We start from the raw sequence: 24,537 nt of genomic DNA, 5'->3' as shown, positions 1-24,537 counted from the left end.
GGTGTCCCCCCGGCAGCCTCAAAGAATTCTTGCCCGCCAGCCAGCTGTTCGGCGCAAGGCAGCTGCCACCCTAAACCAGCGGCTGGGGATGTTTCAATATATTTGACATAACGGCGGTAAACGCCCTTGCGATGTTCATTTTAATAAACATAGACTTTGGGCTCTCCAACCGCAGGCCAGACGGGACACGCACATGAGCATCCAGGATATCGTCGACTTCAGCCAAGCCAACACGGCCCCCGAACGCTACCGCCCTGCCGCAGAAAAAATCCTCAAGGGCGATCCCGAGCAAACGATCTACAACCACTACAACAGCCCGTGCGGCCAGATGAATGCAGGGGTATGGGAAGGTGAGGTCGGGCAGTGGACGGTCAGCTATACCGAGCATGAATACTGCGAGATTGTGCAGGGGGTTTCCGTACTGCGTGACGCCGAAGGCAACGCCAAGACCTTGCGCGCCGGCGACCGCTTCGTGATCCCCGCTGGCTTCAAGGGCACCTGGGAAGTGCTGGAAGCGTGCCGCAAGATCTACGTGGTGTTCGAGCAGAAAGCCTGATCAGCAAATCCCAGGCAAAAAAAAGCCCGCATCGTGAGATACGGGCTTTTTTTCACAAGGAAGAAAATCAATTACTTGATTTTGCCTTCTTTGTAGATCACGTGCTTGCGAACGCGCGGGTCGAACATTTTCTTTTCGAGCTTGTCCGGGGTAGTACGCTTGTTCTTGTCGGTAGTGTAGAAGTGACCAGTACCGGCGCTAGAGATCATTCGAATCAATTCACGCATGATAGAGCTCCTTAGATCTTGCCAGCGGCGCGGATTTCGGCCAGCACGACAGTGATGCCACGCTTGTCGATAATACGCATGCCTTTGGCAGATACACGCAGGCGAACAAAACGTTTCTCTTCTTCAACCCAGAAGCGGTGATGCTGCAGGTTCGGCAGGAAACGACGACGGGTTTTGTTATTTGCGTGGGAAATGTTATTCCCAGTCACCGGACCCTTACCGGTAACTTGACAGACTCTCGACATGCCTCAGCCCTCTAAAACCACATGCCCAACCCGGCATGGGTTGGCCGCTTAATCTCTCAGTCATTTGGCGCCAGGCGCCGCGTTTCTTTAGGGTCTTACCGGCTACACCTACAAGCGAAGGAACCGGGCCCCTAGAAAAGAGCGCTGCTTTATACCAGAAAGACCCCAGTGCAACAACAGCCCGTGTGTTTTTACCAGCGTAAATCTTGGTGCCGGACGCCCGAACCGCTGCCAGGAGGGGCCGCTGTAACAGCCGACCGCTCGTCGCACAGAATGATTTACAGCGCTCGCAGGCACAGAGAAGTGCACGGCGAAACGCGCTGAGGCGCCATCAAAACAGCATTTTGGCCAAAAGCACAGGCAAAAATGGGCTAGTCATTTATCAATCAGACCTCTACGGTAGTCTTTTTCCAGACTGCACTCGCAGATGGGCCTTCGATCTGCACAGGAAACCGAATATGCGCCTCGCTGCCCTACCACTACTGCTTGCCCCCTTCTTTATCGCACCGATGGCCGTTGCAGCCACCAACTTGAGCGTCTGCACCGAGGCCAGCCCCGAAGGGTTCGATGTGGTGCAGTACAACTCGCTGACCACCACCAACGCCTCGGCGGACGTGCTGATGAACCGCCTGGTGGACTTTGATGCGGCCAGCGGCAAGCTGGTACCGAGCCTGGCAGACAGCTGGGAAGTTTCCCCCGATGGTCTGACCTACACCTTCAAGCTGCACCCGGGCGTGAAATTTCACCGTACCGATTATTTCAGCCCAAGCCGCACGCTGACCGCCGAAGACGTGCGCTTCAGCTTCGAGCGCATGCTCGATCCGGCCAACCCGTGGCACAAGATCGCCCAGAGCGGCTTCCCCCACGCCCAGTCCCTGCAATTGCCGGCACTGGTCAAGAAGATCGATGCCCTCGATCCGCTGACGGTGCGTTTCACCCTCGACCACGCCGACTCCACCTTTCTCCCGGCGTTGAGCATGGGCTTTGCCTCGATCTACCCGGCTGAATATGCCGACAAACTACTCAAGGCCGGCACGCCTGAGAAACTCAACAGTCAGCCCATCGGCACCGGCCCGTTCGTATTCATGCGCTTCCAGAAAGATGCCGTGGTGCGCTACAAGGCCAACCCGGACTATTTCGCGGGCAAACCGGCTGTGGATAACTTGATCTTTGCCATCACCCCGGACGCCAACGTACGGTTGCAGAAACTGCATCGCAACGAATGTCAGATTGCCCTGTCGCCCAAGCCCCTGGATGTAGGCGAAGCCGAAAAAGACCCGGCGCTGAAGGTGGAAAAAACCGCTGCCTTCATGACCGCTTTCGTCGCCATCAACAGCCAGCACCCACCGCTGGACAAACCCGAAGTACGCCAGGCGATCAACCTGGCCTTTGACAAGAGTAGCTACCTCAAGGCCGTCTTCGAGGGCACCGCCGAAGCAGCCAACGGTGTGTACCCGCCCAATACCTGGAGCTATGCCAAGGATTTGCCAGGCTACCCACAGGATCTGGCCAAGGCCAAGGCGCTGCTGGAACGTGCCGGGCTCAAGGACGGTTTCAAGACCACAATATGGACGCGCCCTACCGGCAGCCTGCTGAACCCCAACCCGAACCTCGGCGCCCAACTGCTACAGGCCGACCTGGCCAAGGTTGGCATCCAGGCTGAAATTCGTGTGATCGAATGGGGCGAATTGATTCGCCGTGCCAAGGCCGGCGAGCACGACTTGCTGTTCATGGGCTGGGCCGGCGACAACGGCGACCCGGACAACTTCCTGACCCCGCAGTTTTCCTGCGCAGCGCTGAAATCCGGCACCAACTTCGCCCGCTACTGCGACCCCGCTCTGGATAAGTTGATCAGTGCCGGCAAGACCACCAGCGAGCAAGGCGTACGCACCAAGCTGTACCAGCAGGCCCAGGCGCAGATCCAGCAGCAGGCGCTGTGGCTGCCGCTGGCGCACCCGACGGCGTTTGCATTGACGCGCAAGAATGTCGAGGGTTACCAGGTAAGCCCGTTCGGCCGCCAGGATTATTCGAAAATCAGCCTCAAGCCCTAGGGCGCAACCCCTTCCCTGTAGGAACGAGCTTGTTCGCTCCTACAGGAACAGAGGTGGCTATACCCATCCGTATTCAGCCATCGACAGCGGATCACCATCTCCCACAATGATGTGATCCAGCACCCGCACATCCACCACTTCCAACGCCTTTTGCAGCATTTTGGTCAATCTGCGATCAGATGCACTGGGCTCCGCATTCCCGGAGGGATGGTTGTGGCACAAAATCACCGCTGCCGCGTTATGAGCCAAGGCACGCTTGACCACCTGCCGCGGGTAAACAATCGCAGTGTCGATGGTGCCCTGAAACAACGCCTCGAACCCCAGTACACGATGCTTTGAGTCCAGGAACAGACAGCCGAATATCTCATGAGGCTCATGGCGCAACAGCGCCTTGAGGTATTGACGCACAGCCAGCGGGCTCTCCACTACCGAGTCGTCGCGCAAGCGTTCGGCCAGATGGCGCCGGGACATTTCCAGCACCGCCTGCAATTGGGCGAACTTCGCCGGCCCCAGCCCCATATGCTGGCTGAACAGCGCCTGGCTGGCCTCCAACAGCGGGCGCAGGCCGCCAAACTGCACCAGCAGATCACGCGCCAGATCCACCGCACTTCGACCGGAAACGCCAGTACGCAGGAAGATCGCCAACAATTCGGCATCGGACAGGCTCGCCGCGCCACCTTCCAACAGCTTCTCCCGTGGACGCTCCGCCACGGGCCAATCACGAATACTCATCCCACCTCCGTCTGTATCTGCTGCGCTGTTGCGCGGCAGACGCTGTGTTATCGTAGGCCCTCTTTTTTGCATGCGATTTCACCTGGGGAGGGGTCATCGCAGGCGTCACTGAACTGGCATCACTGAACTGGAAAGGCAAACCAATGCAGCGTCTGTATCGGAAACGCATCGTTCTCGGCGTCGGCGGCGGCATTGCCGCCTACAAGAGCGCAGAGTTGGTTCGCAGGCTCCTGGACCAGGGCGCGGAAGTGCGCGTGGTCATGACCCGTGGTGGCAGTGAGTTCATCACCCCGTTGACCATGCAGGCCCTGTCCGGCCACCCGGTTCACCTCGACCTGCTGGACCCGGCGGCCGAAGCCGCCATGGGCCATATCGAACTGGCCAAATGGGCCGACCTGGTGCTGATCGCCCCGGCCACCGCCGACCTGATCGCCCGCCTGGCCCAGGGCATCGCCGATGACCTGCTGACCACCCTGGTATTGGCCACCGACGCCACCGTCGCGATCGCCCCGGCCATGAACCAGGCCATGTGGCGCGACCCGGCCACCCAAGCCAATACCCAACTCCTGCAAAGCCGCGGCCTCAAGGTGTTTGGCCCCGCATCCGGCAGCCAGGCCTGTGGCGACGTCGGCATGGGCCGGATGCTCGAAGCCACCGACCTTGCGCTATGCGCCGCCGAGTGCTTCCAGCACCTGGCCCTGACCGGCAAGCACGTGCTGATCACCGCAGGCCCGACCCAGGAAAACATCGACCCGGTGCGCTACATCACCAACCATAGCTCAGGAAAAATGGGCTTTGCGTTGGCAGAAGCTGCGGTCGAGGCAGGCGCACGGGTGACCCTGATCACAGGTCCCGTGCATTTGCCGACCCCTGACCGCGTCACTCGAATCGACGTAGTCAGCGCCCGGGACATGCTGGCGGCCTGTGAAGCCGCCATTCCCTGTGACCTGTTCATCGCCTCGGCAGCGGTGGCGGATTACCGCCCTGAAGTCGTAGCCCCGCAAAAGCTCAAGAAAGACCCTACAAACGGTGACGGCCTGCTCCTGCAAATGGTGCGCAACCCGGACATCCTGGCCACCATCGCCACCCGTCCGGACCGTCCGTTCAGTGTCGGTTTCGCTGCCGAGACCGAGCACCTTCTGGACTACGCCGCGCGCAAACTGAAAGACAAAAACCTCGACTTGATCGTTGCCAATGATGTCGCCAACCCGAGCATCGGCTTCAACAGCGAGGAAAATGCCTGCAGCGTGATCGACCGCGAGCTGCACGCCACCCTTTTCGCCCAGACCAGCAAGGGCAAGATTGCCCGCCAACTGATCTCTTTTATCGCCCAACGGCTGAACCAGGTTTAATTTTCATGCACGCTTTGCAAGCCAAGATCCTCGACCCCCGCATCGGCAACGAATTCCCCCTGCCGGCCTACGCCACACCAGGCTCCGCCGGCCTGGACCTGCGCGCCATGCTCAAGGAAGACACCATCCTTGAGCCGGGCCAGACCATCCTGATCCCGACCGGCCTGTCGATCTATGTCGGCGACCCGGGCCTGGCGGCGCTGATCCTGCCGCGCTCCGGCCTGGGCCACAAACACGGCATCGTGCTCGGTAACCTGGTCGGCCTGATCGACTCCGACTACCAGGGCGAGCTGATGGTGTCGTGCTGGAACCGTGGCCAGACTGCTTTCAACATCGCCGTCGGCGAGCGCATCGCCCAACTGGTCCTGGTGCCGGTGGTGCAGGCGCATTTTGAATTGGTGCAGGAATTCGACGAAACCCAGCGCGGCGCAGGCGGTTTTGGGCATTCCGGCAGTCACTGACTAAGCTGAACGTGGCCGGATGCAATCGTCCGGCCACGCGCCACCGCCCGGCTTTTCAGGATGAAGAATGCGCGGAAATAATCATCGAGATTTCTCCAATGAAATCAAAGAACTACGTAAAAATAATGCTAGCGCCAATGCGCCGATGGCATTTTTACACCACGAACTCTCTGCCGAAAACGCCGTCATACCCTTCAGTTTGAGCCTGCCGGCCAGCCACATCAGGCCCGCCTTGCCCCCTTTCAGATGGAGTTTCCCCCGCGATGAGTACCGCAGCCCGCGTAGCCCCGACCTTTCCCGACAGCATTTTTCGCGCCTATGACATTCGTGGCGTGGTACCCAAGACCCTGACCGCCGAAACCGCCTACTGGATCGGCCGCGCCATCGGTTCGCAGAGCCTTGCCCAGGGCGAACCCAACGTCTCGGTGGGTCGTGACGGCCGTTTGTCCGGCCCCGAGCTGGTCGAGCAACTGATCCAGGGGCTGGCCGACAGCGGTTGCCACGTCAGCGACGTCGGCCTGGTGCCGACACCCGCGTTGTACTACGCGGCCAACGTACTGGCCGGTAAATCCGGGGTGATGCTCACCGGCAGCCATAACCCTTCGGACTACAACGGCTTCAAGATCGTCATCGCTGGCGATACGCTGGCCAATGAACAGATCCAGGCCCTGCACACCCGCCTGAAGACCAACGACCTGACCAGCGGCACCGGCACCATCACCAAGGTCGACATCCTGCAGCGCTACTCCGATGAAATCACCCGCGACGTCAAACTCGCGCGCCGCCTCAAAGTGGTGGTGGATTGCGGAAACGGCGCGGCTGGCGTGATAGCCCCGCAATTGCTCGAAGCGCTGAACTGCGAAGTAATCCCGCTGTTCTGCGACGTCGACGGCAACTTCCCCAACCACCACCCGGACCCGGGCAAGCCGGAAAACCTGGAGGACCTGATCGCCAAGGTCAAGGAAGTGGGCGCCGACGTCGGCCTGGCCTTCGATGGCGACGGTGACCGCGTAGGCGTGGTGACCGAAACCGGCGAGATCGTATTCCCCGACCGCCTGCTGATGCTGTTTGCCCGTGACGTCGTGGCGCGCAACCCCAACGCCGAGATCATCTTCGACGTGAAATGCACCCGCCGCCTGACGCCACTGATCAAGGAGTACGGCGGTCGCCCGCTAATGTGGAAGACCGGTCATTCGTTGATCAAAAAGAAAATGAAGGAAACCGGTGCACTATTGGCCGGCGAAATGAGCGGCCACGTGTTCTTCAAGGAACGCTGGTTCGGGTTTGACGACGGCATTTACAGCGCCGCTCGTCTGCTGGAGATCCTCAGCAAGGAAAAATCCACCGCCGAAGAACTGTTTCAGACCTTCCCGAATGATATTTCTACGCCAGAGATCAATATCCATGTGACCGAGGAGAGCAAATTCAGCATCATTGACGCATTGCACGATGCGCAATGGGGTGAAGGCGCCAACCTGACCTCCATTGATGGTGTGCGAGTCGATTACGCCAAAGGCTGGGGCCTGGTTCGCGCGTCCAACACCACACCGGTGCTGGTCCTGCGTTTCGAGGCGGATACCGAGGCCGAGTTGCAGCGCATCAAGGACGTGTTCCACGCCCAGTTGAAACGTGTTGCCCCTGATCTCCAATTACCGTTCTGATTTTTTGCCCGGAGCCCTGAATGACCCTCGAACGCGAAGCCGCTGCCAACACCGCCAAGGTCCTGTCCGAAGCGTTGCCTTATATTCGACGCTACGTCGGCAAGACGCTGGTGATCAAGTACGGTGGCAATGCCATGGAAAGCGACGAGCTGAAAACCGGCTTTGCCCGCGACATCGTGCTGATGAAAGCCGTGGGGATCAACCCGGTGGTCGTCCACGGTGGCGGCCCGCAAATCGGCGACCTGCTCAAGCGTCTGTCGATCGAGAGTCACTTCATCGATGGTATGCGTGTCACTGACGCGCAGACCATGGACGTGGTGGAGATGGTCCTCGGCGGCCAGGTCAACAAAGACATCGTCAACCTGATCAACCGCCACGGCGGCAGCGCCATCGGCCTGACCGGCAAGGATGCAGAGCTGATCCGCGCCAAGAAACTTACCGTGACCCGCAAGACGCCGGAGATGACCCAGCCGGAAATCATCGACATCGGCCAGGTGGGCGAAGTGATCGGCATCAACACCGATTTGCTCAACCTGCTGGTCAAGGGCGACTTCATCCCGGTGATTGCGCCGATCGGCGTGGGTGCCAATGGCGAGTCCTATAACATCAACGCCGATCTGGTAGCCGGTAAGGTGGCGGAAGCACTGAAGGCTGAAAAGCTGATGCTACTGACCAATATCGCCGGCTTGATGGACAAGGAAGGCAAGGTACTCACCGGCCTGACCACCCAGCAGGTAGACGACCTGATCGCCGACGGCACCATCTACGGCGGCATGTTGCCGAAGATCCGTTGCGCACTGGAAGCGGTGCAGGGCGGCGTCGGCAGCTCGCTGATCCTGGATGGCCGCGTGCCAAATGCAATCCTGCTGGAAATCTTCACCGATACTGGTGTGGGCACGCTGATCAGTAACCGCAAGCGTCCTTGATCGCTGCAATTAAAAAGGCCCCGCTCGATCCAATCGAACGGGGCCTTTTGTTTGTACACCGTTCACATGTGGGAGCTGGCTTGCCTGCGATGACGGCAGTACATGCAAAAATGCACCGCCTGACACACCGCTATCGCGGGCAAGCCCGCTCCCACAGGATTCAGTGTCAGACGCCAAACTGCTCGCGGTAGGCACGCACCGCCGGCAAATGCTGCTTGAGCTGCGGGTCATCTTCCAGGAACTGCAACACCTGGTTCAACGACACGATGCTCACCACCGGGATGCCGAAGTCACGCTCCACTTCCTGGATCGCCGACAACTCACCGTTGCCGCGCTCCTGGCGGTTCAAGGCGATCAGCACACCAGCAGCTTTTGCGCCGTCCTGGGAAGCGATGATCTGCATCACTTCACGGATCGCGGTGCCTGCGGTGATCACGTCATCGATGATCAGCACATCGCCGGTCAATGGCGCGCCGACCAGGCTGCCACCTTCACCATGGGCCTTGGCTTCCTTACGGTTGAAACACCACGGCAAGTCCTGCCCGTGATGCTCCGCCAGGGCGACCGCCGTCGCCGCTGCCAGGGGAATACCCTTGTAGGCCGGGCCAAAGAGTACGTCGAAGGAAATACCGCTCTCAACGATGGCTGCCGCATAGAAACGGCCCAGCTGAGCCAGGGCCGAACCTGAGTTGAACAGGCCCGCATTGAAGAAGTACGGGCTGGTGCGCCCGGACTTGAGAGTGAACTCACCGAAGCGTAAAACGCCGCGATCGATGGCAAAACGAATGAAATCGCGTTGATACGCCTGCATGAAAAAAGCCTCAGATACCACGGATTTAGCTAATTAGGTGGACGGCGTGTATCATACACGCACGCGATTTTTGGGGCCATTTATGCGGATCATCAGTGTGAACGTTAATGGTATTCAGGCTGCAGTCGAGCGTGGTTTGCTCAGTTGGCTGCAAGCCCAGAATGCCGACGTCATCTGCCTGCAGGACACCCGCGCCTCCGCCTTTGAACTGGACGACCCAGCCTTCCAACTGGATGGCTACTTCCTTTATGCCTGCGATGCCGAAGTGCCCACCCAAGGTGGCGTGGCTTTGTACTCGCGGTTGCAACCCAAGGCGGTCATCAGCGGCCTCGGCTTCGAGACAGCCGACCGCTACGGGCGCTACCTGCAAGCCGATTTCGACAAGGTCAGCATCGCGACCTTGCTGCTTCCTTCGGGGCAGAACGGCGATGAAGACTTGAACCAGAAGTTCAAGCTAATGGACGACTTCGCCCGTTACCTGGATAAACAGCGACGCAAACGTCGCGAGTACATTTATTGTGGCTCGCTGTACGTGGCGCAACAGAAGCTGGATATCAAGAACTGGCGCGACAGCCAGCAATCACCGGGCTTCCTGGCGCCGGAACGGGCCTGGATGGACGAGATTGTCGGCAACATGGGCTATGTTGATGCCCTGCGCGAAGTCAGCCGCGAAGGCGATCAGTACAGCTGGTGGCCGGATAACGAACAGGCTGAGATGCTCAACCTGGGCTGGCGTTTCGACTACCAGCTGCTGACCCCGGGCCTGCGCCGGTTCGTACGCAGTGCACGCCTGCCGCGCCAGCCGCGCTTCTCGCAGCACGCGCCGCTGATCGTGGACTACGACTGGACCTTGACCATCTGAGGTCTTTTTCCAGGCACAAAAAAAAACCGACAGCAATGTCGGTTTTTTTGTGGCCGCTCGGTTACTTGACCAGACGCCAAGTCCACGGATAGCGATAGGCAATGCCCTTGTTGGCCTTGATCCCGGCAATGATCGTCAGTATCAACGCCCCTATCACCAGTACGGTCATCAGCAAAAAGCCGACCACCACGAAGCCCAGCACCAGACACACCAACCAGGCGATGGCCACGGTGATCTGAAAATTCAGGGCTTCCTTGCCCTGATCATCGATAAGCGGGTCCACATCCTTCTTGAACTGCCACAGGATCAGCGGCCCCAACACGCTGCCGAAGGGGAACACCAACCCTGCAAACGCCGCGAAATGACACAGCATTGCCAACTGGCGTACTTCCTTGGACGGTGCCGGAACCGGCAATTGGCTGTCATTCATGGCGCTTCTCCTTGGGGCGGGCTTAGTCAGCGAGTGCAGCGGTTTGCAGTGCAAAGATTTCGGTCATGCCCTTCTGGGCCAGGGCCAGCATCGCGTTCAGCTCAGCCGGCTGGAATGGCGCGCCTTCGGCGGTGCCCTGCACTTCGATGAAACCACCGGTGCTGGTCATGACCACGTTCAGATCGGTCTCGGCGGCCGAGTCTTCCAGGTAATCCAGGTCCAGCACAGGCTCGCCCTGGTACATGCCGACCGACACAGCTGCGATCATCTGCTTGAGCGGGTCACCCGCCTTGAGGCCGCCGCGCTTCTTGATCACTTTCAATGCGTCGACCAGGGCTACCATGGCGCCAGTGATGGATGCAGTACGGGTACCGCCATCAGCCTGGATCACGTCGCAGTCGACGTAAAGGGTCACGTCGCCCAATTTGGACATGTCCAGCGCGGCACGCAGGGAACGGCCAATCAGGCGCTGGATTTCCAGGGTACGCCCGCCTTGCTTGCCACGGCTGGCTTCACGCTGGTTACGCTCACCGGTGGCGCGCGGCAACATGCCGTACTCTGCGGTCAACCAGCCCTGGCCCTGGCCCTTGAGGAAGCGCGGCACGCCGTTTTCGACGCTGACGGTGCAAATCACCTTGGTATCGCCAAACTCGACCAGTACGGATCCCTCGGCGTGTTTGGTGTAGTTGCGGGTGATGCGGATCGAGCGGAGCTGATCGGCAGCGCGACCACTTGGACGTTTCATAGGGGATACCTGTACTGAGGACGAAAAACTGCCGAGCATTATAGAGCCGCGAGCCGATTCGGGGCACTTCTAAAAATTCGGTTACGAATGCGCATGTTTGGGCGCCTCCTGCGCACTGCGCTACAATCCTGCGCCTCTCGACCGTAGGAGCGAGCTTGCTCGCTCCTACAGGTCGGCCTGGCCAATCTCTATCTATCCAACACGAGGTACCTCCATGGTGCACAGCATGACCGCCTTCGCCCGTGTCGAAAAAGCCGGGGTTCAAGGCACCCTCAGCTGGGAATTGCGCTCGGTCAACAGCCGTTACCTGGAGCCACACCTGCGCCTGCCCGAGTCGTTCCGCGACCTCGAAGGCGCCGTTCGTGAAGCGCTGCGCCAGGGCATTTCCCGTGGCAAGCTGGAATGCACCCTGCGTTTTACCGAAGAAACCACCGGTAAACCGCTGCAGCTGGACCGCGACCGCGCCGCACAACTGGTTGCCGCCGCCGAAACCATCGCCGGCCTGATCAAGCAACCGGCCGCGCTGAACCCTCTGGAAGTCCTGGCCTGGCCCGGCGTACTGGTGGGCGACGCAACCGACCCGCAGGCCCTGAACGCCGAAGCCCTCGCGCTGTTCAACCAGGGCCTGAAGGAGCTCAAGGCCGGCCGTGAGCGCGAAGGCGCTGAACTGGCGCGCCTGATCAACGAGCGTCTGACATCGATCGAAGCCGATGTGGTCACCCTGCGCGAACTGGTGCCGCAGATGCTTGCTACCCAACGCCAGAAGATCCTCGACCGCTTCACCGACATGAAAGCCGACCTTGACCCGACGCGTCTGGAACAGGAAATGGTCCTGCTTGCCCAGAAAAGCGACGTGGCCGAAGAACTCGACCGCCTGAGCACCCACATTCTTGAAGTACGCCGCGTGCTCAAGTCCGGTGGCGCCGCCGGTCGGCGCCTGGACTTCCTGATGCAGGAACTCAACCGCGAAGCCAATACACTGGGCTCCAAGGCGTTCGATCCGCGCAGCACCACGGCGGCGGTCAACCTCAAAGTGTTGATCGAGCAAATGCGCGAACAAGTACAGAATATTGAGTAAGGCAACCTCCATGACCCACAGCACCGGCACCCTTTACATCATTTCCGCCCCTTCGGGCGCGGGCAAAAGCAGCCTGGTCAAAGCCTTGACCGACGCTGACGAGCAGATCCGCATTTCGGTGTCGCACACCACCCGCGCCATGCGCCCGGGCGAAGTGAACGGCGTGCACTATCACTTCGTCGAGCGTACCGAATTCGTCAAGATGATCGAACACGGCGACTTCCTGGAGCGCGCCGAAGTCTTCGGCAACCTCTACGGCACCTCCCAAAGTCATCTGCAGCAGACCCTGGACGAAGGCCACGACCTGATTCTGGAAATCGATTGGCAGGGCGCCGAGCAAGTGCGCCAATTGATGCCCAAGGCACGCTCGATCTTTATCCTGCCGCCGTCGCTTGAAGCCTTGCACCAGCGCCTGACCAACCGTGGCCAGGACAGCGACGAGATCATCGAAGGGCGTATGCGTGAAGCCGTCAGCGAAATGAGCCACTATGTCGACTACGACTACCTGATCATCAATGACGATTTTGCCCACGCCTTGGATGATTTGAAGGCGATTTTCCGTGCCAATCAGCTCCAGCAAAAGCGTCAACAGCAGCGTTTCGGCAAATTACTCGCCGAACTGCTCGGCTGATTGGCTCTTCCCAAAACCGCTGCAAGGGCCTTACATTGGCACTTGTAGCGGTTTTGCGAGAGCCTGCGAAAAATCAGCGCTTCCCTAAACGCTGGTGATTTTTTAAACTGCTCAGTCCGCTCGCCCAACCGGGCAGCGCGCATCTTGCATTCGCTCCGAGGAATACCATGGCCCGCGTAACCGTTGAAGACTGCCTAGAACACGTGGATAACCGCTTTGAGCTGGTCATGCTCTCTACCAAGCGTGCCCGTCAACTGGCCACTGGCGGCAAAGAGCCCCTGGTCCAGTGGGAAAACGACAAGCCTACCGTTGTAGCTCTGCGTGAAATCGCTGAAGGCCTGATGAGCTACGAGTTCATTGCCAACGCCGAAATCGTTGAAGACGAACCGCTGTTTGCAGCGTTCGAGGACGAGTCCAACGAGGCCGTCTAAGCCTATGCCAGGTCGACGTAGCACGGCGCAGGGTCACAGTCATCGGCAGGAGTTCACACTTTGCCGAGCATAGACGCCCTCGCCGATCGCTTATCGGCCTACCTCGGCCCCGACCAGGTCAACCTGGTCCGCCGAGCGTATTTCTACGCCGAACAAGCCCACGACGGCCAACGCCGACGTAGCGGTGAGGCGTACGTCACCCATCCCCTTGCGGTGGCAAATATCCTGGCCGACATGCACATGGACCATCAGAGCCTGATGGCCGCTATGCTGCATGACGTGATCGAAGACACCGGCATTGCCAAGGAAGCGCTCAGCGCGCAATTTGGCGAAACCGTGGCCGAACTGGTCGACGGGGTCAGCAAACTGACCCAGATGAACTTCGAGACCAAGGCCGAAGCCCAGGCGGAAAACTTCCAGAAGATGGCCATGGCCATGGCCCGAGACATTCGGGTGATCCTGGTCAAGCTGGCCGACCGGCTGCACAACATGCGCACGCTGGAAGTGCTGTCCGGCGAAAAGCGTCGGCGCATCGCCAAGGAAACCCTGGAAATCTACGCGCCCATCGCCAACCGGCTGGGCATGCACGCTATTCGTATCGAATTCGAAGACCTTGGTTTCAAAGCCATGCACCCGATGCGTTCGGCGCGCATCTACCAGGCGGTCAAACGCGCCCGGGGCAATCGCAAGGAAATCGTCAACAAGATCGAAGAATCCCTGAGCCATTGCCTGGCAATCGACGAAATCGAAGGCGAGGTCAGTGGCCGCCAGAAGCACATCTACGGCATCTACAAGAAGATGCGCGGCAAGCGCCGGGCCTTCAACGAGATCATGGACGTGTACGCGTTCCGGATCATCGTCGACAAGGTCGATACCTGCTACCGCGTGCTGGGCGCTGTACATAATTTGTACAAGCCCTTGCCGGGCCGCTTCAAGGACTACATCGCGATCCCCAAGGCCAACGGCTATCAGTCGCTGCATACCACGCTGTTCGGTATGCATGGCGTGCCGATCGAGATTCAGATCCGTACCCGCGAAATGGAAGAGATGGCCAACAACGGCATCGCCGCCCATTGGCTGTACAAGTCCAGTGGCGACGAGCAGCCCAAAGGCACCCATGCCCGCGCCCGCCAGTGGGTCAAGGGCGTGCTGGAAATGCAGCAACGTGCCGGCAACTCACTGGAATTCATCGAAAGCGTGAAGATCGACCTGTTCCCGGACGAGGTCTACGTGTTCACGCCCAAGGGCCGGATCATGGAGCTGCCCAAGGGCTCCACAGCGGTCGACTTCGCCTACGCGGTACACACCGACGTCGGCAACAGCTGCATTGCCTGTCGGATCAATCGTCGTCTCGCGCCGCTGTCCGAGCCCCTGCAAAGCGGCTCCACGGTCGAGATCGTCAGTGCTCCAGGCGCACGCCCCAACCCGGCATGGCTGAACTTCGTGGTCACCGGCAAGGCCCGTACACATATTCGCCACGCCCTGAAACTGCAGCGTCGCTCCGAGTCCATCAGCCTGGGCGAGCGCCTGCTGAACAAGGTGCTCAACGGCTTCGACAGCGCCCTGGACAAGATTGCGCAAGAGCGCGTGCAGGCGATGCTTCATGAGTATCGCCAGGAAACCGTCGAAGACCTGCTCGAAGATATCGGCCTGGGCAACCGCATGGCCTACGTGGTCGCCCGTCGCTTGCTTGGCGAAGGCGAACAACTGCCGAGCCCGGAAGGCCCGCTGGCGATTCGCGGCACCGAGGGTCTGGTGCTCAGTTACGCAAAATGTTGCACACCGATTCCGGGCGACCCGATTGTCGGCCACCTGTCCGCAGGCAAGGGCATGGTGGTGCACCTGGACAACTGCCGCAATATCACCGAAATCCGCCACAACCCGGAAAAATGCATCCAGCTCTCGTGGGCCAAGGATGTCACCGGCGAGTTCAACGTCGAGCTGCGGGTGGAGCTGGAACACCAGCGCGGCCTGATCGCCCTGCTGGCCAGCAGCGTCAACGCGGCCGACGGCAATATCGAGAAAATCAGCATGGACGAACGTGATGGTCGCATCAGCGTGGTCCAACTGGTGGTCAGTGTGCACGACCGCGTGCACCTGGCCCGCGTGATCAAGAAACTGCGCGCCTTGACCGGTGTGATCCGCATCACCCGTATGCGTGCATAACCGATCCATTACAAGGAGTCATTCATGACCAAGACAGTTATCACCAGCGATAAAGCCCCAGCCGCCATCGGCACCTACTCCCAGGCGATCAAGGCGGGCAACACCGTCTACATGTCCGGCCAGATTCCGCTGGACCCAAAGACCATGGAACTGGTTGAAGGCTTCGAAGCCCAGACCGTACAAGTCTTCGAAAACCTCAAGTCCGTGGCTGAAGCTGCCGGTGGTTCGTTCAAGGACATCGTCAAGCTGAACATCTTCCTCACCGACTTGAGCCATTTTGCCAAGGTCAACGAGATCATGGGCAAGTACTTCGAACAACCCTACCCAGCCCGCGCCGCCATCGGCGTTGCCGCCCTGCCAAAGGGCGCACAGGTTGAGATGGACGCCATTCTGGTCATCGAGTAAAACACCCGGCGCAGCCCCAAAAGGCTGCGCCGGCTTCGCTTCATAAGGATTTCGTAATGCGCAAAGCGCTTGTAGCCTCTTCGTTGCTCGCACTGTTGCTCGGCGGTTGTGCCAGCAACCCGGCCGATCTGGACGTAAGCGGTACCTGGATCAACCAGGCCGCCATCGACGCGGCAGCCAAGGGCGGCCCTTTGCGTGAAGCCCTGCAATCCTATGGCCCCAACCTTGAGTGGGAGGTCAACACCAAGGCGTTGCAGGCGCGCTACTACAACGGTTTTGAAGTAGCGGAAGGCAAGTTGTCGGGTGAAAAACCCGGCGCGTGGAGCGTGGACTTCTACGGCAGCTCCGCCACCGAACTCAAGCGCAAAGGCAAACAATTGCTGCAAGTGGCCAACGACAATGAGCCAGAGCAGCTGTTCGCCCGCGCCAAAGACCCGGCCCCCGAAGGCGCACCACTGGGTGCCAACTTCGAACGGGCGCTGTATGCGGCCTACATGGGCGGCGACTGGAAGATAACCGACGGCACCGGCAACGGCGCCACAGTGCAGTTCCAGGCTGACGGCAAGATCGCCGGTCTGCCTGGCGTTGACCGTTACTCACTGTGCCTGGCGGGTGATTGCGCCTCCATGAGCGGCGGCTACGACAGCATCTGGCTGCAACTGAACGGCCAGGGCAACCCATGGATCTTCGTACGCAAGGGTGAGCAACTGGAAATCTTCCAGGCGATCAACACCGCCCAGGCCGATGAAGTGCCTTCGTTTACCCCAGGCCCGCGCCAATGGCTGCTTGAAAAGTAATAACAACGTCACCTGGATCTAAAGGTGGGAGGGGGCTTGCCCCCGATAGCATCACACCAGTCAATATTTCCTTGGCTGACTCACCGCTATCGGGAGCAAGCCCCCTCCCACATTTTTGACCGGGTTTCATTCTTTCAGGATGGCGGCATAGCCTTCCCGGTAAGTCGGGTAAGTCGGCACCCAGCCCAACGCCTTGATACGCGCATTACTGCACTGCTTGCTCCCCGCACGCCGCACACTGGCGTCATCAGCCCATTCGGTCACACCCAGGTACTCGCGCAACCAGCCCACCACCTCGGCCAATGGCGCCGGCGCATCGTCGACACCGATGTAGACTTTGTCCAATGTACCGCCCTGCTCTACGTGCCGCAGTAAAAACGCCAGCAGCCCGGCCGCATCATCAGCGTGAATCCGGTTGCCATATAAAGGCGGGTCAACCGCTACGCGGTAGCCTTGACGCACCTGGGTCAGCAGCCATTCACGACCCGGGCCGTAAATCCCGGTCAGCCGCACGATGGTGGCCGGAATACCACTATTGAGCGCCACTTGCTCAGCTTCCAGCATCACCTGCCCGGAATAACCCTTCGCTTGCGTCTCTGACGTTTCGTCGACCCACTCGCCGTTCTGCTGCCCATACACACTGCTGCTGGAGACAAACAGCAAATGCTTGGGCGCCTGGCCGTAGTCGTCCAGCCACTCCAGTACATGCTGCAACCCTTGCACGTAGGCGGCGCGATAGCCGGCCTCGTCGTGGTCGGTGGCAGCGGCGCTGTACACCAGATAATCCACCCCGCCGATTGGCCAGGTGTCCGGACAGTCCTTTTTGAACAGATCGCCGGCAATGCCGATCACGCCGTCGGGCAAGCGTGAAACATCGCGGCGCAGGCCGTGGACCTCCCATTCCGAGGCCAGCAATTGGCTAGCCAGCCGACTACCCACATCACCGCAACCGGCAATCACAACAGAAGGCGCAGACATCATAAAACTCCATTCTCAAAGGCGCAGATTAGCCGCGCGAGTGGATCAACGGCCAGTGAAAAGCGAAATAAAGTAACAGTGCCACTTTAGTTAACAAGAATTACTTGCAATAATAACCACCCATTTGTCCTCGACCCCCCTCGGTCTGGAAGGACGATCACCCATTTTTTCTCTCAGGTCCGGCCAGCATGACATGTAATACAACCCCCGCTTCGCCAACCAAGCCTCACAGCCCATCCCGCGCCTGGCGTGCGATTGCTGCGATGCTGTTCAGCGTCCTGCTGGCACCGACCGCCGCATTCGCTGATGCCACCGCCCCCGCCACTCCGGCGGCTACCGAGCAGAATGCTGCGACCCCGACGACACCTGCCGTTGCTCCAGTGGCTACCGACCCGGCCCAGGCCACGGGCGACGCCGCACCTGCCAACGAAACCGGCGTTGTGCTGGAAGAAGACAACACCCTGGGTATGGCCCATGACCTGTCGCCATGGGGCATGTACCAGAATGCCGACGTAGTGGTGAAGGCTGTGATGATCGGCCTGGCCATCGCCTCGATCATCACCTGGACCATCTGGATTGCCAAAGGCTTCGAGCTGCTGGGCGCCAAGCGTCGTCTGCGCGCTGAAATCGTCCACCTGAAAAAAGCCACTACCCTCAAGGAAGCGAGCGAAACCGCAACCAAAAAGGGCACCCTGGCCAACACCCTGGTGCACGACGCGCTGGAAGAAATGCGCCTGTCGGCCAACACCCGCGAAAAAGAAGGCATCAAGGAACGCGTGGCTTTCCGCCTGGAGCGCCTGGTTGCCGCCTGCGGCCGTAACATGAGCAGCGGCACCGGCGTACTCGCCACCATCGGTTCCACCGCGCCGTTTGTCGGCCTGTTCGGCACCGTATGGGGCATCATGAACAGCTTCATCGGCATCGCCAAAACCCAGACCACCAACCTCGCCGTCGTTGCCCCCGGCATCGCCGAAGCCCTGCTGGCTACTGCCCTGGGCCTGGTTGCCGCGATCCCTGCGGTGGTGATCTACAACGTCTTCGCCCGTTCGATCGCCGGCTACAAGGCTCAGGTATCGGATGCGTCGGCAGAAGTCCTGCTGCTGGTCAGCCGTGACCTCGATCACCTGCCTACCGAGCGCAGCTCGCAACCGCACATGGTGAAAGTGGGGTAATCGGCCATGGGCCTGCATTTGAATCAAGGCGACGACGAACTCGTCGAGAACCACGAAATCAACGTTACGCCGTTTATCGACGTGATGCTGGTGCTGCTGATCATCTTCATGGTGGCTGCACCGTTGGCCACCGTGGACATCAAGGTTGACCTGCCCGCCTCCAGCGCCAAGCCGGCGCCGCGGCCGGAGAAGCCGATTTTCCTCAGCGTCAAGGCGGACCAACGCCTGTTCCTGGGCGAAGAAGAAGTCAAGGCTGAAACCCTGGGGCCGGTGCTCGACGCCAAGACCCAGGGCAAGAAAGACACGACAATCTTCTTCCAGGCCGACAAGGGCGTGGACTACGGCGACCTGATGAGTGTGATGGATGCCCTGCGGGCAGCCGGCTACCTCAAGGTAGGCCTGGTCGGACTTGAGACGGCAGCCAAGAAATGATCACGACGCGCCACAAACTGACGCGTTACGGCACCAGCCTCGCCGTCGTGCTGGGCGTGCATGCCGTCGCGATCATCATCGCGCTCCAATGGTCCGCGCCGCAGGTGATCCAGTTACCGCCTGCCGCGATGGTCATCGACCTGGCGCCGCTGCCAGCGCCACCGCCGCCTCCGGCACCGCCCAAGGTCGTGGCGCCACCGCCGCCGCCAGTTGAGGAGCTGCCGCTGCCGAAATTGGCCGAGGCGCCCAAACCAACGATCCAGGTGCCCAAGCCGGTCAAGCCCAAACCCAAGCCGCAACCGCCCAAGCCAGTAGAGAAGAAGCCCGATCCGCCCAAGGAGAAACCTTCCGAGGAGCCTCCAAGCGAAACGCCGCCGAGCAACGCGCCTGCGCAAAAATCCGCCCAGCCTGCGCCCGGGCCATCGGCACAGCAGCTTGCTGCCCAGGCATCCTGGCAAAGTACCCTGCTGGCGCACCTGCAGAAGTACAAGAAGTACCCGCCGGGCGCCCAGCAACGTGGCAAGGAAGGCATGAACCGCTTGCGTTTCGTGGTCGATGGCGAAGGCAATGTACTGTCCTACGAACTGGAAGGCCGCTCCGGCAACGCCGACCTGGATCGCGCGACTCTGGAGATGATCCGCAAGGCTCAACCCTTGCCCAAACCGCCAGCCGACTTGTTGAAAAACGGCAGTGTCGAACTGGTCGCACCCTTCGTTTACAACATCGATAAACGTCGCCGCTAGCGGAGCAATGTGGGAGGGGCTCGCCCCCTCCCGCATCGTCTTTCACCGCGACAACAATTTCCGACATTCCCCACTCAATCCCCAGCAAAGTTCTGATAACGTGCGTCTATCGATTGCAGCCGGTATGCTTGGCCCGCAACTTCATGGACGCCTGCTATGACTCTTACAGAATTACGCTACATCGTGACCCTCGCCCAAGAACAGCACTTCGGCCATGCCGCCGAGCGTTGCCACGTCAGCCAGCCGACGCTGTCGGTGGGCGTGAAAAAGCTTGAAGACGAACTCGGTGTGCTGATTTTCGAGCGCAGCAAGAGCGCCGTGCGCCTCACCCCAGTGGGCGAAGGCATCGTTGCCCAGGCCCAGAAGGTCCTGGAGCAGGCGCAAAGCATTCGCGAGCTGGCCCAGGCCGGCAAGAACCAGCTGACCGCACCGCTCAAAGTCGGCGCGATCTACACTGTCGGCCCTTACCTGTTCCCGCACCTGATCCCGCAACTGCACCGCGTCGCGCCGCAGATGCCGCTGTATATCGAAGAAAACTTCACTCACGTGCTGCGCGACAAACTGCGCAACGGCGAGTTGGACGCGATCATCATCGCCCTGCCGTTCAACGAGGCGGACGTGCTGACCCTGCCGCTCTACGACGAGCCGTTCTACGTGCTGATGCCGGCCTCGCACCCGTGGACCAAAAAGGACACCATCGATGCCGGCCTGCTCAACGACAAGAGCCTGCTGCTGCTCGGCGAAGGCCACTGCTTCCGCGACCAGGTACTGGAAGCCTGCCCGACCCTGACCAAGGGCAACGACGGCGCCAAGCACACCACGGTGGAATCCAGCTCCCTGGAAACCATTCGCCATATGGTCGCTTCCGGCCTGGGTATTTCGATCCTGCCGCTGTCAGCGGTGGACAGCCATCACTACGCTCAAGGCGTGATCGAAGTTCGCCCACTCACGCCTCCGGTGCCGTTCCGTACCGTGGCGATCGCCTGGCGCGCCAGCTTCCCACGCCCCAAGGCAATTGAGATCCTCGCCGACTCGATTCGCCTGTGTTCGGTGGCCAAGCCGCCCGCTGCGAGCTAAGCAACCGTATGACTGAGCTGTCGCAGGTGTCGGTGACGGCACTCAAGGGTGTCGGTGACGCCATGGCCGAGAAGTTGGCCAAGGTCGGCCTGGAAAACCTCCAGGACGTGCTGTTCCACTTGCCCCTGCGTTATCAGGACCGCACCCGCGTCGTGCCCATCGGCCATTTGCGCCCAGGCCAGGATGCGGTGGTCGAAGGCACTGTCAGCGGCGCTGACGTGGTGATGGGCAAGCGCCGCAGCCTGGTGGTGCGCCTGCAGGATGGTACTGGCGGCTTGAGCCTGCGCTTCTACCATTTCAGCAACGCGCAGAAAGAAGGCCTCAAGCGTGGCACCCGTGTGCGCTGCTACGGTGAGGCACGTCCCGGTGCATCGGGCCTGGAGATCTACCACCCGGAATACCGCGCCATCACCGGCGACGAACCGCCACCGGTGGACACCACCCTCACGCCGATCTACCCGCTGACCGAGGGCCTGACCCAGCAACGCCTGCGCCAACTGTGCATGCAAACCCTGACCATGCTCGGCCCGCAAAGCCTGCCCGACTGGCTGCCCCTGGAGCTGGCCCGCGACTATCAACTGGCGCCCCTGGCCGATGCGATCCGCTACCTGCATCACCCGCCCGCCGATGCCGATGTGGACGAACTCGCCCTCGGCCATCACTGGGCCCAGCATCGCCTGGCCTTCGAAGAGCTGTTGACCCACCAACTGTCCCAGCAGCGCCTGCGTGAAAGCATGCGTTCCCTGCGTGCGCCGGCGATGCCCAAGGCTACGCGGCTGCCCGCGCAATACCTGGCCAACCTCGGCTTTGCGCCGACCGGAGCACAGCAGCGCGTGGGCAATGAGATCGCCTACGACCTCAGCCAGCAAGAACCCATGCTGCGCCTGATCCAGGGCGACGTGGGCGCAGGCAAAACCGTGGTCGCCGCCCTCGCCGCCTTGCAAGCACTGGAGGCGGGTTACCAAGTCGCGCTGATGGCGCCGACAGAAATTCTCGCCGAACAACACTTCATCACCTTCAAGCGCTGGCTCGAGCCGCTGGGCCTGGAAGTGGCGTGGCTGGCCGGCAAGCTCAAAGGCAAGAACCGTGCGAGCGCCCTGGAGCAAATCGCTGCCGGCGCGCCGATGGTGGTGGGCACCCATGCGCTGTTCCAGGACGAAGTGCAGTTCAAGAACCTCGCGCTGGTGATCATCGACGAGCAGCATCGCTTCGGCGTGCAACAGCGCCTGGCCCTGCGCCAGAAAGGCGTGGGCGGGCGCATGAACCCGCACCAGTTGATCATGACCGCCACCCCGATCCCGCGCACCCTGGCCATGAGCGCCTACGCCGATCTCGACACCTCGATCCTCGATGAATTGCCGCCCGGGCGTACGCCGGTCAACACCGTGCTGGTCACCGACACCCGGCGCGTGGAGGTGATCGAGCGCGTGCGCGGCGCCTGCGCCGAAGGCCGGCAGGCGTACTGGGTCTGTACCTTGATTGAAGAGTCCGAAGAGCTGACCTGCCAAGCCGCCGAAACCACTTACGAAGACCTCACCAGCGCCCTGGGCGAACTCAAGGTCGGGCTGATCCATGGCCGCATGAAACCGGCAGAGAAAGCCGCAGTGATGGCCGAGTTCAAGGCCGGCAACCTGCAATTGCTGGTGGCTACCACGGTGATCGAAGTGGGCGTGGACGTGCCCAACGCCAGCCTGATGATCATCGAAAACCCCGAACGCCTGGGCCTGGCGCAACTGCACCAATTGCGCGGCCGGGTCGGCCGGGGCAGCGCTGCCAGCCATTGCGTGCTGTTGTATCACCCGCCGCTGTCGCAGATCGGCCGCCAGCGCCTGGGCATCATGCGTGAAACCAACGACGGGTTTGTCATCGCCGAAAAAGACCTCGAACTGCGCGGCCCGGGTGAAATGCTCGGCACACGCCAGACCGGTCTGCTGCAATTCAAGGTCGCTGACCTGATGCGTGACGCCGACTTGTTGCCTGCTGTGCGCGACGCCGCGCAAGCCTTGTTGGAACGCTGGCCCGAACATGTCAGCCCGCTGCTGGATCGCTGGCTGCGGCACGGGCAGCAATACGGCCAAGTGTGACGCCCGACGCACTTATCCGACCATCACCCGTATCAAGCTGGTTATACTCCAATGACTGTAAGAAATTGGATCAGGCCATGTCAGAAGTTGCCCTCGCCACAGCCCCACTGACCGCCCCGCCGGTCATTCGGGCGCTGCTCGCAAAGCTCGCCGTCCCCTACACGGAAGTCGCCGAACACGCGGGCCTGAACCCTGCGCGAAAGGTCCAGGCGGTGTTGCTTGAGGATGCGGTCGGTGCACTCATGGTGCTGTTCCCTCAAAGCCAGTTGCTTGACCTCAACCGCCTCACCGAACTCACTGGTCGCCGTCTCACGGCCGTAGCCCCGGAGCGGGTCGAGCGTATGCTTGGCAAGCATGACCTGAGCCTGCTGCCCGGGCTGCCGCCGCTCACCAGTTCACCTTGCCTGTATGAAGGCAGCCTGCTCAACGAGCCGAGCCTGCTGGTGCATTCGGGCGAAGCCGGGTTGTTGCTGGAAATCCCCAGTGACGCCTTCAAGAGCCTGCTCACCAAGGCCAGTGCCGCCCAGTTCGGCGAGCCATTGAGCAACATTCGCCCGAACCTGGACCGCCCCAATGATGACCGCGAGGAAATCACCCAGGCGATGCAGGCGTTCACAGCCCGCCGCATTCAGCAACGCCTGGAAGCGACCATCGAGATTCCACCGCTGGCCGACACGGCGCAAAAGATCATCAAGCTGCGCGTAGATCCCAACGCCACCATCGATGACATCACCGGCGTGGTGGAAACCGACCCGGCGCTGGCCGCCCAGGTGGTGAGTTGGGCCGCGTCGCCCTACTACGCCTCGCCGGGCAAGATCCGTTCAGTCGAAGACGCCATCGTGCGCGTACTGGGCTTCGATCTGGTGATCAACCTGGCGCTCGGCCTGGCACTGGGCAAAACCCTGAGCCTGCCCAAAGACCGTCCGCATCAGTCCACCCCGTACTGGCATCAGTCGATCTACACCGCTGCCGTGATCGAGGGGCTGACCCGCGCCATGCCCCGTGCCCAGCGCCCGGAAGCCGGCCTGACCTACCTGGCCGGGCTGTTGCACAACTTCGGCTACCTGCTGCTGGCCCATGTGTTCCCACCGCATTTCTCGCTGATCTGCCGACACCTGGAGGTCAACCCGCACCTGTGCCACAGCTATGTCGAGCAACATTTGCTGGGGATCAGCCGCGAACAGATTGGTGCGTGGCTGATGCGCTACTGGGACATGCCGGACGAACTGTCCACAGCCCTGCGCTTTCAGCACGATCCGACCTATGACGGGCAATATGCCGAGTATCCGAACTTGGTGTGTCTGGCGGTGCGATTGTTGCGTAGCCGGGGGATTGGATCGGGGCCAGATGAGGCGATTCCGGATGCGTTGCTGGAGCGTTTGGGCTTGAGCCGGGAAAAAGCTGAGGAAGTGGTCGCCAAGGTGTTGGATGCCGAGGTGCTGTTGCGCGAGTTGGCATCGCAGTTCAGCCAGGGCTAAATCTTT

Annotated in this window: 25 protein-coding genes and 1 pseudogene; 19 read left to right on the top strand and 7 right to left on the bottom strand. The window is 60.7% G+C overall.

What is annotated here, in order from left to right; genetic code table 11:
* Nucleotides 1-193 precede the first annotated feature (193 nt).
* Nucleotides 194-556 carry a cupin domain-containing protein gene (locus E4P01_RS03450; protein WP_032878723.1) on the top strand — a complete coding sequence of 121 codons (363 nt, stop codon included), beginning with the start codon at nucleotides 194-196 and terminating at the stop codon, nucleotides 554-556.
* A gap of 71 nt (nucleotides 557-627) precedes the next feature.
* On the opposite strand, the gene rpmG is transcribed toward E4P01_RS03450, so the two are convergent.
* Together rpmG and rpmB are read right to left on the bottom strand one after the other, a co-directional pair.
* On the bottom strand, nucleotides 628-783 hold the full coding sequence (gene rpmG / locus E4P01_RS03445) for a 50S ribosomal protein L33 (RefSeq protein WP_003176906.1): 156 nt from the start codon (nucleotides 781-783) through the stop codon (nucleotides 628-630).
* 11 nt (nucleotides 784-794) lie between these two features.
* Nucleotides 795-1,028 carry a 50S ribosomal protein L28 gene (gene rpmB, locus E4P01_RS03440; protein WP_003176907.1) on the bottom strand — a complete coding sequence of 78 codons (234 nt, stop codon included), beginning with the start codon at nucleotides 1,026-1,028 and terminating at the stop codon, nucleotides 795-797.
* 458 nt (nucleotides 1,029-1,486) lie between these two features.
* On the opposite strand from rpmB, the gene E4P01_RS03435 reads away from it, so the two are divergent.
* Nucleotides 1,487-3,079, top strand: a complete 1,593-nt coding sequence (locus E4P01_RS03435) for an ABC transporter substrate-binding protein (RefSeq protein ID WP_032878722.1) — start codon at nucleotides 1,487-1,489, stop codon at nucleotides 3,077-3,079.
* A gap of 57 nt (nucleotides 3,080-3,136) precedes the next feature.
* On the opposite strand, the gene radC is transcribed toward E4P01_RS03435, so the two are convergent.
* Nucleotides 3,137-3,811, bottom strand: coding sequence for a DNA repair protein RadC (gene radC, locus E4P01_RS03430; RefSeq protein ID WP_216090481.1), 675 nt, complete (start codon nucleotides 3,809-3,811; stop codon nucleotides 3,137-3,139).
* Nucleotides 3,812-3,954: 143 nt separating this feature from the next.
* On the opposite strand from radC, the gene coaBC reads away from it, so the two are divergent.
* From coaBC to argB, 4 genes and pseudogenes are all read left to right on the top strand, one after another.
* Complete coding sequence (gene coaBC / locus E4P01_RS03425) at nucleotides 3,955-5,163, top strand: bifunctional phosphopantothenoylcysteine decarboxylase/phosphopantothenate--cysteine ligase CoaBC (protein WP_216090482.1); 1,209 nt, start codon at nucleotides 3,955-3,957, stop codon at nucleotides 5,161-5,163.
* Between the two features lie 5 nt (nucleotides 5,164-5,168).
* Nucleotides 5,169-5,624: a dUTP diphosphatase gene (dut, locus tag E4P01_RS03420; RefSeq protein WP_005792483.1), complete on the top strand. Its 456-nt coding sequence runs from the start codon at nucleotides 5,169-5,171 to the stop codon at nucleotides 5,622-5,624.
* 248 nt (nucleotides 5,625-5,872) lie between these two features.
* Nucleotides 5,873-7,285: pseudogene (locus tag E4P01_RS03415) on the top strand (phosphomannomutase/phosphoglucomutase); the annotation flags it as partial.
* Nucleotides 7,286-7,305: 20 nt separating this feature from the next.
* The gene (argB, locus tag E4P01_RS03410) at nucleotides 7,306-8,211 is read left to right on the top strand and encodes an acetylglutamate kinase (RefSeq protein WP_003213275.1); all 906 of its coding nucleotides are present in this window, start codon (nucleotides 7,306-7,308) and stop codon (nucleotides 8,209-8,211) included.
* A gap of 166 nt (nucleotides 8,212-8,377) precedes the next feature.
* Here argB and pyrE read toward each other — a convergent pair whose 3' ends face one another.
* Complete coding sequence (pyrE, locus tag E4P01_RS03405) at nucleotides 8,378-9,022, bottom strand: orotate phosphoribosyltransferase (RefSeq protein WP_003195489.1); 645 nt, start codon at nucleotides 9,020-9,022, stop codon at nucleotides 8,378-8,380.
* Nucleotides 9,023-9,104: 82 nt separating this feature from the next.
* Here pyrE and E4P01_RS03400 point away from each other — a divergent pair, with 82 nt between their 5' ends.
* Nucleotides 9,105-9,884: an exodeoxyribonuclease III gene (locus E4P01_RS03400; protein WP_003195493.1), complete on the top strand. Its 780-nt coding sequence runs from the start codon at nucleotides 9,105-9,107 to the stop codon at nucleotides 9,882-9,884.
* A gap of 61 nt (nucleotides 9,885-9,945) precedes the next feature.
* Here the strand turns inward: E4P01_RS03400 and E4P01_RS03395 are convergent, their stop codons facing one another.
* Both E4P01_RS03395 and rph read right to left on the bottom strand, forming a co-directional pair.
* Nucleotides 9,946-10,314 carry a DUF4870 domain-containing protein gene (locus E4P01_RS03395; RefSeq protein WP_005792486.1) on the bottom strand — a complete coding sequence of 123 codons (369 nt, stop codon included), beginning with the start codon at nucleotides 10,312-10,314 and terminating at the stop codon, nucleotides 9,946-9,948.
* A gap of 22 nt (nucleotides 10,315-10,336) precedes the next feature.
* On the bottom strand, nucleotides 10,337-11,059 hold the full coding sequence (gene rph / locus E4P01_RS03390) for a ribonuclease PH (RefSeq protein ID WP_005792487.1): 723 nt from the start codon (nucleotides 11,057-11,059) through the stop codon (nucleotides 10,337-10,339).
* 214 nt (nucleotides 11,060-11,273) lie between these two features.
* On the opposite strand from rph, the gene E4P01_RS03385 reads away from it, so the two are divergent.
* The 6 genes from E4P01_RS03385 (at nucleotide 11,274) to E4P01_RS03360 (ending at nucleotide 16,567) form a co-directional block, all read left to right on the top strand.
* Nucleotides 11,274-12,137 carry a YicC/YloC family endoribonuclease gene (locus E4P01_RS03385; protein ID WP_005792488.1) on the top strand — a complete coding sequence of 288 codons (864 nt, stop codon included), beginning with the start codon at nucleotides 11,274-11,276 and terminating at the stop codon, nucleotides 12,135-12,137.
* Nucleotides 12,138-12,147: 10 nt separating this feature from the next.
* Nucleotides 12,148-12,768 (top strand): guanylate kinase, encoded by a 621-nt coding sequence (gmk, locus tag E4P01_RS03380; RefSeq protein WP_003213284.1) that lies wholly within the window; start codon nucleotides 12,148-12,150, stop codon nucleotides 12,766-12,768.
* Between the two features lie 167 nt (nucleotides 12,769-12,935).
* Nucleotides 12,936-13,199 (top strand): DNA-directed RNA polymerase subunit omega, encoded by a 264-nt coding sequence (rpoZ, locus tag E4P01_RS03375; protein ID WP_003176920.1) that lies wholly within the window; start codon nucleotides 12,936-12,938, stop codon nucleotides 13,197-13,199.
* 60 nt (nucleotides 13,200-13,259) lie between these two features.
* Complete coding sequence (spoT, locus tag E4P01_RS03370) at nucleotides 13,260-15,365, top strand: bifunctional GTP diphosphokinase/guanosine-3',5'-bis pyrophosphate 3'-pyrophosphohydrolase (RefSeq protein ID WP_032878715.1); 2,106 nt, start codon at nucleotides 13,260-13,262, stop codon at nucleotides 15,363-15,365.
* A 24-nt stretch (nucleotides 15,366-15,389) separates the two neighbouring features.
* A complete protein-coding gene (locus tag E4P01_RS03365) occupies nucleotides 15,390-15,770 on the top strand; it encodes a RidA family protein (RefSeq protein ID WP_003176922.1) in 381 nt (126 codons plus the stop codon).
* A 56-nt stretch (nucleotides 15,771-15,826) separates the two neighbouring features.
* Nucleotides 15,827-16,567 (top strand): hypothetical protein, encoded by a 741-nt coding sequence (locus E4P01_RS03360; RefSeq protein ID WP_032878714.1) that lies wholly within the window; start codon nucleotides 15,827-15,829, stop codon nucleotides 16,565-16,567.
* A 126-nt stretch (nucleotides 16,568-16,693) separates the two neighbouring features.
* Here E4P01_RS03360 and E4P01_RS03355 read toward each other — a convergent pair whose 3' ends face one another.
* A complete protein-coding gene (locus tag E4P01_RS03355) occupies nucleotides 16,694-17,545 on the bottom strand; it encodes an SDR family oxidoreductase (protein ID WP_216090483.1) in 852 nt (283 codons plus the stop codon).
* A 188-nt stretch (nucleotides 17,546-17,733) separates the two neighbouring features.
* Between E4P01_RS03355 and exbB the strand changes: the two genes are divergently transcribed.
* The 6 genes from exbB (at nucleotide 17,734) to E4P01_RS03325 (ending at nucleotide 24,531) form a co-directional block, all read left to right on the top strand.
* Nucleotides 17,734-18,717, top strand: a complete 984-nt coding sequence (gene exbB / locus E4P01_RS03350) for a tonB-system energizer ExbB (protein WP_032878712.1) — start codon at nucleotides 17,734-17,736, stop codon at nucleotides 18,715-18,717.
* Nucleotides 18,718-18,723: 6 nt separating this feature from the next.
* A complete protein-coding gene (exbD, locus tag E4P01_RS03345) occupies nucleotides 18,724-19,149 on the top strand; it encodes a TonB system transport protein ExbD (protein WP_003195519.1) in 426 nt (141 codons plus the stop codon).
* The gene (locus E4P01_RS03340; RefSeq protein WP_005792493.1) at nucleotides 19,146-19,892 is read left to right on the top strand and encodes an energy transducer TonB; all 747 of its coding nucleotides are present in this window, start codon (nucleotides 19,146-19,148) and stop codon (nucleotides 19,890-19,892) included. Before exbD ends, E4P01_RS03340 begins: the two co-directional genes overlap by 4 nt.
* A gap of 156 nt (nucleotides 19,893-20,048) precedes the next feature.
* Entirely contained in the window at nucleotides 20,049-20,969 is a 921-nt protein-coding gene (locus E4P01_RS03335; RefSeq protein WP_032878710.1) for a hydrogen peroxide-inducible genes activator, read from the top strand.
* Nucleotides 20,970-20,977: 8 nt separating this feature from the next.
* On the top strand, nucleotides 20,978-23,053 hold the full coding sequence (recG, locus tag E4P01_RS03330; protein WP_032881178.1) for an ATP-dependent DNA helicase RecG: 2,076 nt from the start codon (nucleotides 20,978-20,980) through the stop codon (nucleotides 23,051-23,053).
* A 77-nt stretch (nucleotides 23,054-23,130) separates the two neighbouring features.
* Nucleotides 23,131-24,531 (top strand): aminoacyl-tRNA deacylase and HDOD domain-containing protein, encoded by a 1,401-nt coding sequence (locus tag E4P01_RS03325; protein WP_005792496.1) that lies wholly within the window; start codon nucleotides 23,131-23,133, stop codon nucleotides 24,529-24,531.
* The last annotated feature ends 6 nt before the right edge of the window (nucleotides 24,532-24,537 follow it).

The sequence above is a fragment of the Pseudomonas sp. NCIMB 10586 genome, assembly GCF_023127895.1.
GTDB lineage: Bacteria > Pseudomonadota > Gammaproteobacteria > Pseudomonadales > Pseudomonadaceae > Aquipseudomonas > Aquipseudomonas synxantha_A.
The sequence above is the reverse complement of the archived record's forward strand: the minus strand, read 5'-3'. Positions and strand labels throughout refer to the sequence as shown.